At 65.4% G+C, this 12,423-nt stretch carries 10 protein-coding genes and 2 pseudogenes; 3 read left to right on the top strand and 9 right to left on the bottom strand.

Translation table 11 applies throughout. The features are described 5' to 3' along the window. Positions 1-8 precede the first annotated feature (8 nt). From leuC to ffh, 6 genes and pseudogenes are all read right to left on the bottom strand, one after another. Positions 9-1,415, bottom strand: a complete 1,407-nt coding sequence (leuC, locus tag ACQ86E_RS12965) for a 3-isopropylmalate dehydratase large subunit (RefSeq protein ID WP_431205711.1) — start codon at positions 1,413-1,415, stop codon at positions 9-11. Positions 1,416-1,741: 326 nt separating this feature from the next. Further along, complete coding sequence (gene rplS, locus ACQ86E_RS12960) at positions 1,742-2,122, bottom strand: 50S ribosomal protein L19 (protein ID WP_375311697.1); 381 nt, start codon at positions 2,120-2,122, stop codon at positions 1,742-1,744. 109 nt (positions 2,123-2,231) lie between these two features. After that, positions 2,232-2,985 (bottom strand): annotated as a pseudogene (trmD, locus tag ACQ86E_RS12955) (tRNA (guanosine(37)-N1)-methyltransferase TrmD). Positions 2,986-3,112: 127 nt separating this feature from the next. Continuing rightward, positions 3,113-3,663, bottom strand: a pseudogene (gene rimM, locus ACQ86E_RS12950) (ribosome maturation factor RimM). Positions 3,664-3,672: 9 nt separating this feature from the next. Then, complete coding sequence (rpsP, locus tag ACQ86E_RS12945; protein WP_014438992.1) at positions 3,673-4,005, bottom strand: 30S ribosomal protein S16; 333 nt, start codon at positions 4,003-4,005, stop codon at positions 3,673-3,675. Positions 4,006-4,148: 143 nt separating this feature from the next. Continuing rightward, positions 4,149-5,702, bottom strand: a complete 1,554-nt coding sequence (gene ffh, locus ACQ86E_RS12940; RefSeq protein WP_431205710.1) for a signal recognition particle protein — start codon at positions 5,700-5,702, stop codon at positions 4,149-4,151. Positions 5,703-6,100: 398 nt separating this feature from the next. Between ffh and ACQ86E_RS12935 the strand changes: the two genes are divergently transcribed. Next, on the top strand, positions 6,101-7,081 hold the full coding sequence (locus tag ACQ86E_RS12935) for an MBL fold metallo-hydrolase (protein WP_431205709.1): 981 nt from the start codon (positions 6,101-6,103) through the stop codon (positions 7,079-7,081). Between the two features lie 193 nt (positions 7,082-7,274). Here the strand turns inward: ACQ86E_RS12935 and ACQ86E_RS12930 are convergent, their stop codons facing one another. Beyond that, on the bottom strand, positions 7,275-7,979 hold the full coding sequence (locus tag ACQ86E_RS12930; RefSeq protein ID WP_431206462.1) for an SIMPL domain-containing protein: 705 nt from the start codon (positions 7,977-7,979) through the stop codon (positions 7,275-7,277). A 5-nt stretch (positions 7,980-7,984) separates the two neighbouring features. Further along, positions 7,985-8,767 carry a GyrI-like domain-containing protein gene (locus tag ACQ86E_RS12925; protein WP_431205708.1) on the bottom strand — a complete coding sequence of 261 codons (783 nt, stop codon included), beginning with the start codon at positions 8,765-8,767 and terminating at the stop codon, positions 7,985-7,987. A 203-nt stretch (positions 8,768-8,970) separates the two neighbouring features. On the opposite strand from ACQ86E_RS12925, the gene dapF reads away from it, so the two are divergent. Then, positions 8,971-9,846, top strand: a complete 876-nt coding sequence (gene dapF, locus ACQ86E_RS12920; RefSeq protein WP_431205707.1) for a diaminopimelate epimerase — start codon at positions 8,971-8,973, stop codon at positions 9,844-9,846. After that, entirely contained in the window at positions 9,846-11,099 is a 1,254-nt protein-coding gene (mtaB, locus tag ACQ86E_RS12915) for a tRNA (N(6)-L-threonylcarbamoyladenosine(37)-C(2))-methylthiotransferase MtaB (protein ID WP_431205706.1), read from the top strand. The genes dapF and mtaB overlap by 1 nt, the downstream gene beginning before the upstream one ends. Before the next feature lie 130 nt (positions 11,100-11,229). On the opposite strand, the gene ACQ86E_RS12910 is transcribed toward mtaB, so the two are convergent. Continuing rightward, complete coding sequence (locus tag ACQ86E_RS12910; protein ID WP_431205705.1) at positions 11,230-12,339, bottom strand: DUF2336 domain-containing protein; 1,110 nt, start codon at positions 12,337-12,339, stop codon at positions 11,230-11,232. Positions 12,340-12,423 lie beyond the last annotated feature (84 nt).

The following is a 12,423-nucleotide window of genomic DNA, read 5'->3' as shown; positions in this document are numbered from 1 at the left end:
GAAGTGGCTCAGCGCCACTCCCTGACGTCGACGAAGTGGCCCGCGATCGCCGCAGCCGCGGCCATCGCTGGCGACACCAGATGGGTGCGGCCCTTGAAACCCTGACGGCCTTCGAAATTGCGATTCGAGGTCGAGGCGCAGCGCTCTTCCGGCGCCAGCTTGTCCGGGTTCATCGCAAGGCACATCGAGCAACCGGGCTCTCGCCATTCGAAGCCGGCCTTGATGAAGATCTTGTCCAGACCTTCGGCCTCGGCCTGCTCCTTCACGAGGCCGGAGCCCGGCACGACCATGGCGTTGACATGCCCTGAAACGGTCTTGCCTTCGGCAATCTTCGCCGCTGCGCGCAGATCCTCGATGCGGCCATTGGTGCAGGAGCCGATGAAGATGCGATCGACCTTGATGTCGGTGATCTTCGTGCCGGCGGTCAGGCCCATATATTTCAGTGCGCGATGCTTCGACAGACGCTTGGCTTCGTCCGCGATCTTGTCGGGATCCGGAACGAAGCCGGTCACCGAGATGACGTCCTCAGGCGAGGTGCCCCAGGTCACGATCGGCGGCAGCTTGGCCGCATCGAGGCGCAGCTCGTGGTCGAAATGCGCGCCCTCGTCGGAGCGCAGTTTCTCCCAGTAGCGCATCGCTGCATCCCAGTCCGCACCCTTCGGCGCCTTCGGGCGGCCGCGCAGGAAGTCGAACGCCTTCTGGTCCGGCGCGACCAGGCCGGCGCGCGCGCCGCCTTCGATCGACATGTTGCAGACCGTCATGCGGCCTTCCATCGACAGCGCCTGGATCGCGTCGCCGGCGTATTCGAGCACGTAGCCGGTGCCGCCGGCGGTGCCGATCTCGCCGATGATGGCCAGGATGATGTCCTTGCCCGTCACGCCGTCCGGCAATTTGCCGTCGACGGTGACGCGCATGTTCTTCGCCTTCTTCTGGATCAGCGTCTGCGTCGCCAGCACGTGCTCGACCTCGGACGTGCCGATGCCGTGCGCGAGCGCGCCGAACGCGCCATGCGTCGAGGTGTGGCTGTCACCGCAGACGATGGTGGTGCCGGGCAGCGTAAAACCCTGCTCGGGGCCGATGACGTGGACGACGCCCTGGCGCTTGTCGAACTCGTTGTAATATTCGATACCGAATTCCCTGGCGTTGTCGGCGAGCGCCTTGATCTGCTCGATGCTTTCAGGATCGGGATTCGGCTTGGTGCGGTCGGTGGTCGGCACGTTGTGGTCGACGACGGCGAGCGTCTTCTCGGGCGCGTGCACCTTGCGGCCGGTCATGCGCAGTCCTTCGAACGCCTGCGGCGAGGTCACCTCGTGCACCAGATGGCGGTCGATATAGAGCAGGCAGGTGCCGTCGTCGGCTTCGTGCACCAGATGGTCGTTCCAGATCTTGTCGTACAGGGTGGTCGGCTTGGACATGAGCTTGAGCTCCGAACAATGTGTGTGAGCGAAGAGCGCGGGTCACGCGCGGGGCAACAAAATCGTCTCAGCGCAGCCTTTAAGCTGCGGGACTAAGCTCTGACGTTGCCGAAGTCGCGAAGCGCCCGAAGAACCGGCCAGGCAGCCGCGAGCGATCGTCGATGACGACGCGCTTGACGGGCTCCATGCTGGTCCGATCTGGAAACATTCTACGAATATATAGCAGGCCGAACCGGAATCGCGAGGGCTTTGACGCGCACGGCTGACGCAACAAAAAAGCGCGGGGTTTTGCCCCGCGCTTTCCAGAACTCGACTGTAAGCAGAGCTTACTCGTTGACGGCCTTGGCGTGCTCGGTCTTCTCGACGATACGAGCCGACTTGCCGCGCAGCTGGCGCAGGTAATAGAGCTTGGCGCGACGCACCTTGCCGCGGCGCACCACCTTGATCGAGTCGATCATCGGCGACATCACCGGGAACACGCGCTCCACGCCCTCGCCATAGGAGATCTTGCGGACGGTGAAGCTCTCGTTGAGGCCACCGCCGGAACGGCCGATGCAGACACCTTCATAGGCCTGCACGCGGCTACGGTCGCCTTCGACCACCTTCACGTTGACGATCACGGTGTCGCCGGGGCCGAACTCGGGAATCTCCTTGTTGGCGGAGAGCTTGTCGAATTGCTCTTTTTCGAGCTGTTGGATCAGGTTCATGGGTAAATCTCCATCGGCGCGCCCAGCCTTGGAAACGGGGGCTGCGCGAAATTCGTTTATCCAGCCATTGCGGATGTGGCCGCTCCTATAAGGCAAGCCGGAGCGTTTGTCACCCGTCTGTCTTGTCTTTTGGCGTTTTTGGCGGCCGGCCCGATTCGGGGCCTTGTTCGGGATTTGGGCCCACAGATCGGGCCGCCGGGCCGCTGTCAGCGCCTCGGATTGCGCCCGCCGCCAGGCCGCGACCCTGGCGTGGTCGCCGGAGGTCAGGATCTCCGGGATCGGAGCCCCCTCGAACAGCTGCGGGCGGGTGTATTGGGGGTATTCGAGCAGGCCGTCCGAAAAGCTCTCCTCGGCGCCCGAGGCTTCCTTGCCCATCACGCCCGGCAGCAGCCGGACGCAGGCGTCGATCAGCGCCAGGGCGGCGATTTCGCCCCCGAGAGCACGTAATCGCCGATCGAGACCTCCTCCAGGCCCCGCCCGTCGATCACCCGCTGGTCCACCCCCTCGAACCGCCCGCAGACGATCAGGGGGCCGGGGCCCTTCGCGAGCTCCGTGACGCGGGCCTGGGTCAATGGCCGACCCCGCGGGCTCATCAGGAGCCGGGGCCGCTGAGGGCCGATCTCCGCGGCATCGATCGCTGCGGCCAGAACGTCCGCCCGCAGCACCATGCCCGGCCCGCCGCCTGCGGGGGTGTCGTCGACGCTGCGGTGGCGATCGGTGGCCGAGGCCCGGATGTCCCGGGCCTCGATCTCCCACAGCCCGGAGGCCAGCGCCCGGCCGGCCAGGCTCACGCCGAGCGGTCCCGGAAACATCTCCGGAAACAGCGTCAGCACCGTCGCGCGCCAGGGTGAGGGATCGATCATTGGATCTCGGTTGTTGTCGTCCCGGACAAGCGCAGCGAAGCGGAGCGCAGATCCGGGGTCCATAACCACCGCATTTCGTTTTGCGATGGCTGGAGCTATCAGCTTAGCCAAAAACCACGTGTCGTGGTTATGGGTCCCCGCTTTCGCGGGGACGACCCGGAGAGGCACCTTCGTCCTCCCCTCGATCTCCTCCGGCAGCGCGATCACCACGCGGCCGCCAGCGAGATCGACCTCGGGCACCACCGCGTTGGTGAACGGCAGCAGCATCGTCGCGCCTTTCGGCGGGGCGATCTCGATGATGTCGCCGGCGCCGAAATTATGGATCGCAAGCACGCGGCCGAGCGCATCGCCGTCCGTGGAGAAGGCGGCGAGCCCGATCAGATCGGTGTGGTAATATTCGTCCGCGTCGGTCGCAGGCAGCTTGTCGCGTACGACGTAAAGCTCGATGCCGTTGAGCCGTTCGGCCTCATCGCGGGTCGCGACACCCTTGAACGTCGCGACCAGATGGTCTTTCGCTTCGCGCGCCGTTGCTACCTCGAACTGGCGCTTGCCGTCCTTGGACAGCAGCGGACCATAGCGCTTCACGGCAAAGGGATCTTCGGTGAAGGTCCACAGCTTGACCGCGCCGCGCACACCATGCGCGGCGCCGATCCGCGCGACGCAGACCAGCGCCGACATGGTCTGGCCTTAACCCTTCGCGGCGGCTTCGGCCTGCGCCTTGCGCTCCTTGCGCGGCACGGCCTTTTCCGGGTTGTTGCGCGCTTCGCGCTTCTTGACGCCGGCGGCGTCGAGGAAACGCGACACGCGGTCCGACGGCTGCGCGCCCTTGGCGAGCCAGGCCTTCACCTTGTCCATGTCGAGCTTCAGGCGGGTCTCGTTGTCCTTCGGCAGCAGCGGGTTGAAATAGCCGAGACGCTCGATGAAGCGGCCATCGCGGGGAAACCGCGAATCGGCGACGACGACGTGATAGACGGGACGCTTCTTGGTGCCGGCACGGGCGAGGCGGATAACGACGGACATTCAGTTCTCCTGAGGTGTTGTCAATTCAAAGGTTGATTTGATTCGTCATTGCGAGGAGCGAAGCGACGAAGCAATCCAGACTGCTTCTGCGGAAGCATCTCTGGATTGCTTCGCTTCGCTCGCAATGACGGACGAGAGAGCCTTCATTTTTTCTTCCCCGATCCGGGAAAACCGCCGAGCCCCGGCAGGGTCGGCTTGCCGCTGAGGCCCGTAAGCCCCGGCAAATTCGGCAGGCCCGAGCGAAGACCGGGCGGCAGATCCTTCGGCAGGCTGGGCAGACCCTGTCCGCCGCCGCCCTGCATCTTGTCCTGCATGGCCTTCATCTCTTCCGGCGAAGGCATCTTCATGCCGCCGCCAAAGCCCATCGCCTGCGCGATCCCGGCGAGCGGGCCGCGCTTGCCCGAGCCCATCGCCTTCATCACGTCGGCCATGTTCCGGTGCATCTTGAGCAGCTTGTTGACCTGCTCGACGCTCTGGCCAGAGCCCGCGGCGATGCGCTTCTTGCGGCTGGCCTTGAGCAAATCGGGATGACGCCGCTCGTCGCGCGTCATGGAATCGATCACCGCGACCTGGCGCTTCAAAATCTTGTCGTCGATGCCGGCGGCCGCGATCTGGTTCTTCATCTTGGCGATGCCGGGCATCATGCCCATCAGGCCGCTGATGCCGCCCATGTTCGCCATCTGCGTGAGCTGCTCGCGCATGTCGTTGAGGTCGAACTGACCCTTGCGCATGCGCTCGGCGGTGCGCGCGGCCTTTTCGGCGTCGATATTGGCGGCGGCCCGTTCGACCAGCGACACCACGTCGCCCATGCCGAGGATGCGGCCGGCGATACGATCGGGGTGGAAATCTTCCAGCGCGTCGGTCTTTTCGCCGGTGCCGATCAGCTTGATCGGCTTGCCGGTGACGGCGCGCATCGACAGCGCGGCGCCGCCGCGGCCGTCGCCGTCGACTCGTGTCAGCACGATGCCGGTGAGGCCGACGCGCTCGTCGAAGGCGCGCGCAAGGTTCACGGCGTCCTGGCCGGTCAGGCTGTCGGCGACCAGCAGCACTTCATGCGGGTTGGCGGCGGCTTTGATCGCGGCCGCCTCCGCCATCATGTCTTCGTCGAGCGTGGTGCGGCCGGCGGTGTCGAGCAGCACGACGTCGTAGCCGCCGAGCTTGCCGGCCTCCAGCGCGCGCTTGGCGATCTGCGCCGGCTGCTGGCCGGCAACGATAGGCAGCGTCGGAATGTCGAGATCGCGGCCGAGCACGGCCAATTGCTCCATCGCCGCCGGGCGATAGATGTCGAGCGATGCCATCAGCACCTTGCGCTTGTCGCGCTGGACCAGGCGGCGGGCGAGCTTCGCGGTGGTGGTGGTTTTACCCGAACCCTGCAGGCCGACCATCATGATCGGCACCGGCGGCACGGAATTGATGTCGATGGTCTGGCTTTCCGCGCCGAGCGTGTTGATCAGCTCGTCGTGGACGATCTTGACCACCATCTGGCCAGGTGTGACCGACTTGACGACGGTGGCGCCGATCGCCTGTTCGCGAACGCGTTCCGTGAAGCTGCGGACCACTTCGAGCGCGACGTCGGCTTCCAGCAGCGCGCGGCGCACCTCGCGCATCGCGGCATCGACGTCCTTTTCGGTCAGCGCACCGCGCCCCGTCAGACGATCGAGAATGCCACCAAGCCGTTCCGACAGATTGTCGAACAATGCAATTGTCCCTTGTCCTGCTCGTCAGAAAGACGATCTTCCAAACACCTTTGCGCCCGAGGGCGCATCGCGCTGTCGGGCGTTGGCCTCTGGCCTCGAGAGCCAGTCGGCGTGTCGAAAAGAAAGCCTTTCCGAGAAAGTGGCGGGGTTAAACGCCGCTCCCGCCCAAAAGTCAAGGAAAGTTAGGGTGGCGGAGTGCGATTGGGAGAGCAAGGCATTGAAAATGCAAACCTTCCCGCCACGGGTTCCTTTTCCTCCAGCCCCGCCCATATAGCCGGTGATGCCTTACCGCTCCGACCATCCCTGAAGCCACTCCGTGCCAATCACCCGCCGCCGTATTTTTGGACTGCTAGCCGGGGCCGGCGCGATGGTCGGCGTGCCCTCTCTGGATCTCCCGCATGAAACCCTATGATGGCCCCGTCTCCGACCATTTCGATGGCTTGAACTTCTTCGATCCGGACGGCGTGCCGCCGAAATCGCTTGGCGAGGTGCTGCGCTGGCAGTTCGGCGGCGGACGGAAGCGCGAGACCTGGCCGGAGTGGGCTCCGAGCCCCCATGCCGATACCCCGCCGGCCCGCGTCGAGGGCGACAAGGTCCGCCTCTCATTTGTCGGCCACGCCAGTTGGCTGATCCAGGCCGGCGGCCTCAATATCCTGGTCGATCCCGTCTGGTCCGAGCGGGTGTCCCCCGTCAGCTTCGCCGGGCCGAAGCGGCACAACGATCCCGGCATCGCTTTCGACGCGCTGCCGAAGATCGACGTCGTGCTGGTTTCGCACGGCCATTACGACCATCTCGACATCGCGACGCTGTCGCGGCTCGCCAAGAATTTTGCCCCGCGCGTGGTGACGCCGCTCGGCAACGATGTGACGATGCGCAGCACCGACTCTTCGATCAAGGTGGAGGCCTTCGACTGGCATGATCGCGTCGAACTCGGCAACGGCATTGCCGTGCATCTTGTCGCGACCCGGCACTGGACGGCGCGCGGCATGTTCGACCGCAACAAGGCGCTGTGGGCGAGTTTTGTGCTGGAGACGCCTGCGGGGAAAATCTACGTGGTCTGCGATTCCGGCTATGGCGACGGCACGCATTTTCGTCGCGTCGCGGAGAAGCATGGGGATCTGCGCCTGGCCATCCTCCCGATCGGTGCCTACGAGCCACGCTGGTTCATGCGCGACCAGCACATGAATCCGGAAGATGCGGTGAAGGCGCTATTGGATTGCGGCGCGCAACAAGCGCTCGGGCATCATCATGGTACGTTCCAGCTGACGGACGAGGCGATCGATGCGCCGGCCAAGGCGCTGGTGGATGCGCTCGATGCCGCGAAGATTCCGCAGGAGCGGTTCGTGGCGATGAAGCCCGGACAAGTGGTGGAGATTTAGCAGAGATCCAGCGTCGTCCACCGCTGTCATCCCGGACAAGCGAAGCGCAGATCCGGGATCCATAGCCACAGGAAGACGTTTGGCGAGGACTCGGAGTGACCTGCTTCGCGCCACAACCGCTCCCTGTGGTTATGGGTCCCCGCATTCGCGGGACGACAGTGGAATTTGCAGCAGGCAGCGTGCCTCTTGCGGCTTATTGCTCTTTCGCCTTGATCGCCCAGCTCACATTCACCGTCACGGACAGCGTTTCCTCGCCCGGCGCAACGGCTGCGGGCGCGGCCATCGGCGCGGCGGCCATGCGGCCCTTGAACAACGGCATCGGAGCGCCGCCCTCGGAGACGCTCAGCGGTGCCCCCAGCGTCACGCCGGTGGCCCTGGCGTAGATCTCGGCCTTGCGGCGCGCATCGGCGACCGCCTGCTCACGCGCGCCATCGAGCAGCTTCGAGGCCTGCGTCACCTCGAAGGAGATGTTGCCGATGTCGTTGGCGCCGGCACCGACCAGCGCGTCGATGATGCCGGCGACCTTGGTCACGTCGCGAATTTTGACGGTGACGCGGTTGGAGGCGCGGAAGCCTGTTACGGGCGAGGCGCCGGTGGATTTGTTCTGGCCGTATTGCGGCTGCAGCGACAGGCGCGAGGTCTGGTAGTCCTTCTCGGCGATGCCGGCGCCCTTCAGTGCCAGCAGCACCTTGCCCATCGCGGCATTATTGGCGTCGGACGCTTCCTTCGCCGTCCTGGCGTCGTTGGCGACACCCGCATCGATCTGCGCGAGGTCGGGCGCCACGGAGACGGTGGCCTCGCCGCTCACCGTAATGGCGGCTGGAAAATCGTCGGCGCGTGCGGGCGTTGCCAGCAGGATGGCGGTGAAAGCGGTGGCGAGTAAGGCAGGCTTCTTCATCATTCTCACTTCAGCGGCACGAATACGTTGATCACGAGCTTGTCCTCGGCCGTCTTCAGGGGATCGGTGAGGTACTCCTCGATAAAGGTGTCCTTGGCTTCCAGTCGCTTGTCGTCGAGGTGATTGGTGATCGCCTCATAGGTGTTGTCCATGTTGTCGTAGGAGCCGCGATGGACGAATTTCAGTGCCTTGCCCTCCGGCGATTTGCCGATGCTCATATCCTTGGGCAGGTTCTTGGGGTCCTGATCGACCGGGATCTCGGCAAGGAATGTAAAGCCGGTGTCGTCGGTCGAGGTGTAGACGATCATTGAATTGCCGGCGTGCTTGATGCCCTGCTTGTCCAGCAGCGTGTTCAGCGCCTTGAAGGCGTCGACCAGGGTGTCGAAGGCCGAGTCCCAATTGGCGGTGCCCTTGACCATCACGACCTTCCTGGGCTCGAGCGTGGTCTCGATGCCAAAGGGATCGGCGGTCTGCACCGGGGCGGGGGTGGCGGCCACGGCAGGCGGGGGCGCCGTCGGGCTGGGTGAGGCACTTGCTGCGGGCGATGGCGAGGCCGCCGGAGCCGGCGAGGCGCTGGCCGCTGGCGACGGGGTCGCCGCGGGTGCAGGTGAAGCGCTCGTGGCCGGGGAAGGCGAAGCCGACGGGGCCGGCGCTGGGCTTGTCTGGGAGGGGCTAGCCGAGGCGGCCGGCGCCGGGCTCGGGCTCTGTGCCAGAACCCCTGATAGCCCAAACGACAGGGCCGCTGCCGGGATCAGCGCGGCCAGAGCAAGACGACGAAAAGTATTCATTTTATTCTCCCCAGACCTTGTCCACCAAGGCCTTCACCCGGTCGCGCATCCCGGCTCGCGCGAACCGCGCCGTTCTAACACGCGAGCGCCGAATTCGTCCCATGACAGATGCGTCATGGCCTTCCACCTTGGCTGCGGATTCCAAATCACTGGCCAAGCCGCCAAGTATCGCCATATAAGGCGGGCGAAATTCAGGAATTTTCATGAGCGCGCTGGCCAACCACGCATTTGCCAAGATGAACGGCATCGGCAACGAGATCGTTGTCGTCGACATGCGCGATTCCGCCTCACCAGTGACGCCGGACGACGCCCGCGCGGTGGCCTCCGCACAAGGCGGCGTGCCTTACGACCAGCTCATGGTGCTGCAGAAGCCGCGGCTGGACGGCACCGAAGCCTTCATCCGCATCTACAACAATGACGGCTCCGAGGCCGGCGCCTGTGGCAACGGCATGCGCTGTGTCGTGCGCCGCATCTTCGAGACGAATGGCCAGACCAGTGCGACGTTCGAGACGGCGGCGGGTCTGCTCAATGCCTGGCAGGGTCCGGCGCCGGATCTCTACACCGTCGACATGGGCGTGCCGAAGTTCGGCTGGCAGGACATTCCGCTGGCGGAAGAGTTTCGCGACACCCGCTACATCGAACTGCAGATCGGGCCGATCGACAATCCGATCCTGCATTCGCCCTCGGTGGTGAGCATGGGCAATCCGCATGCGATCTTCTGGGTCGAGGACGTCAACGCCTACGATCTCGAGCGCTTCGGTCCGCTGCTGGAAAATCACCCGATCTTCCCCGAGCGTGCCAACATTACGCTCGCCCGGATCGTCGATCGCGAGCACATCACGATGCGCACCTGGGAGCGCGGTGCCGGCCTGACCAGGGCCTGCGGTTCGGCGGCCTGCGCGACCGCCGTTGCGGCGGCGCGGCTGAAGCGCACCGAGCGCAAGGTCGAGATGACGCTTCCCGGCGGCAAGCTCGGCATCGAATGGCGCGAGCGCGACGACCACGTGCTGATGACGGGCACGGCGACCTTCGAATACGAAGGCACCTTCGATCCGGCGCTGTTCGCGCCGGTCGGCTGATGCCCGTCGACATCGTCACCTTCGGCTGCCGCCTCAACGCCTTCGAGGCCGAGGTAATCCGCCGCGAGGCCGAAGGCGCGGGGCTCGAGGATACCATCGTCATCAACAGCTGCGCCGTCACCAACGAGGCGGTGGCGCAGGCGCGCCAGTCGATCCGCAAATTGAAGCGCGGGCGGCCCGGTGCGCGCATCGTCGTCACCGGCTGCGCCGCGCAGACGCAGAGCGGCATGTTCGCCGGGATGGCCGAGGTCGATCGCGTCGTCGGCAATGACGACAAGATGCGTGGCAGCGCATGGCGCGAGGCGCGCGATGCCTTCGATCTCGGCGCCAGCGAGAAGATCGCCGTCAGCGACATCATGGCTGTCAGGGAGATGGCGCCGCATCTGATCGACGGATTTGCGGCCGGCCTGCCGCGCGTGTTCGTGCAGGTGCAGAACGGCTGCGACCATCGCTGCACCTTCTGCATCATTCCCTATGGTCGCGGCAATTCGCGCTCGGTGCCGATGGGCGCGGTGGTCGATCAGGTGCGGGCGCTGGTTGAACGCGGCCACGCCGAGATCGTGCTGACCGGCGTCGACCTCACCAGCTACGGCGCCGACCTGCCGGGCACACCGAAGCTCGGCATGCTGACCAAGCAGATCCTGCGGCATGTGCCGGAGCTGAAGCGTCTGCGCATCTCCTCGATCGATTCGATCGAGGCGGATGCCGATCTGCTCGACGCCATCGCAGACGATGCGCGTCTGATGCCGCATCTGCATCTGTCGCTGCAATCCGGCGACGACATGATCCTGAAGCGCATGAAGCGGCGGCATTCGCGGCAGGACGCGATCGCGTTCTGCGATCAGGTCCGCCGCCTGCGCCCGGACATCGCCTTCGGCGCAGACATCATCGCGGGATTTCCGACCGAGACGGAAGAGATGTTTTCGCGCTCGCTCGATCTGGTCGAGGAATGCGGCCTGACGTTCCTGCACGTGTTCCCCTATTCGCCCCGCCCCGGCACACCCGCCGCGCGGATGCCGCAGGTCGCGGGGCCCGCGATCAAGCAGCGCGCGAAGCGGCTGCGTGCGGCGGGAGAGGCAGCGTTACGGCGGCGACTGCATGCGGAAGTCGGGGCGACGCGCGATGTGCTGATCGAGAGCGACGGCCAGGGCCGCACGGAGCACTATCTGCCGGTGGCGATTGCGGGTGAGCGTGTGGGACGCATCATGCTGCTGCTGATCGCCGGCAGTGATGGCGAGCGCCTCACGGCATAGTCAGTGTCGTCGCCCGGCTTGACCGGGCGACCCAGTACGCCGCGGCTTCTCCGTATTGCACCGATGTCTCTGGAATACTGGATCCCCGCTTTCGCGGAGGATGACACCGTTAGTTTGGTGAAAGCGTGCGCTACGACGCCCTGACCTGCCAGAATCGCAGTGTCCGCCGCGCGTCCTCCGACGTCATCCTCGCGTAATTTCCCTGCGCCCTCGCGATATCAGCCGGCTTCATCGCACCCGTGGCGAAGCGGCTTTCGAGTACGGCGGCGGTCGTTTCCCAGCAGAGCTGCGCCGCCTTGCACGGCACCAGCAGGCCGTCTTCGCGCAGGCTCTGCATCAGCGGACGAATCACCTCGACGGTCGATCCGGACAGCGCGGCCAGCGCGGCCACGGCCTCTTCATAGCGTCGTTGCCTGGCGAAGCCGAGCAGCACCGCCTCGGTGAGCTGGCCATTGGCCTTGAGATTTGCGATGGCGCGCTTGGCCCCTTCGAAATCGCGGGCGCCGGACATCTCGCGCTCGACGCCGACCGTGACGGCGGCGATCGCGCTCTGGATTTCCTCGAACAGATGCGGCGGCGCGCGCGACAGCAGGCGGGTGCGAACGGCATCCGTCGCCGAGCGCAGCAACTGGCGGCGCAGCTCCGACGGCAGATCGACCCGGACCCCGACGCTGATGGCCAGCTCCGGATCGCTTTCGGCCTGGCCGACGATGACAGCGAAACCCTTCGAAGAGACGCGTGCGCCGGGATTGGCGGCGAGGCGCCGGCTAACGCTCGGGTAGCGGCGCGCCAGCAGCGCGTCGGTGACGATCTCCTTCAGCCACCAGCGGCCGGCGACCGCGAGCAGATGCGGCTCGCCCTTGGATGCTGCGATCTTGACCAGCTCGCCATCGTCGAGGCGCGCGGATTCCTGGAGCACGGGGCCGGCGATGCGAATCTCGTCATTGTTGGCGAGGCGGCGGATCACGGACGGCGGTGCCTGGGCGATCGGCGCGAGCTGCGTGCTGATCTCGGCCAGCGCAATGCGCGCGCCCATGTCGGCGATGGCGCGCAGCTCGATCGTGCCGATCAGGCGCTCGAGCACGTCGTCGAATAGCGCGATCTGCTCGTCGTCAAAACTGCCGGCGGAGGACAGGAACAGGTCGGTGACGCGCCGGGCCGTTTCCACGCCTTTTTCCGCCGAGCCGAGCCGAATCGCGGATTCGACTTCGTCGATGATCGATAACTCGGCCGTGGACATGACGCGCAGCTCGTCCTGAGCAGATTGACGGAAGCTTGTTCTAAGCAACTGCCATCATTAGCGACGAGCACTGAAGGTTTCGTA

The sequence above is a fragment of the Bradyrhizobium betae genome (assembly GCF_050632175.1).
GTDB lineage: Bacteria > Pseudomonadota > Alphaproteobacteria > Rhizobiales > Xanthobacteraceae > Bradyrhizobium > Bradyrhizobium betae_B.
The sequence above is the reverse complement of the archived record's forward strand: the minus strand, read 5'-3'. Positions and strand labels throughout refer to the sequence as shown.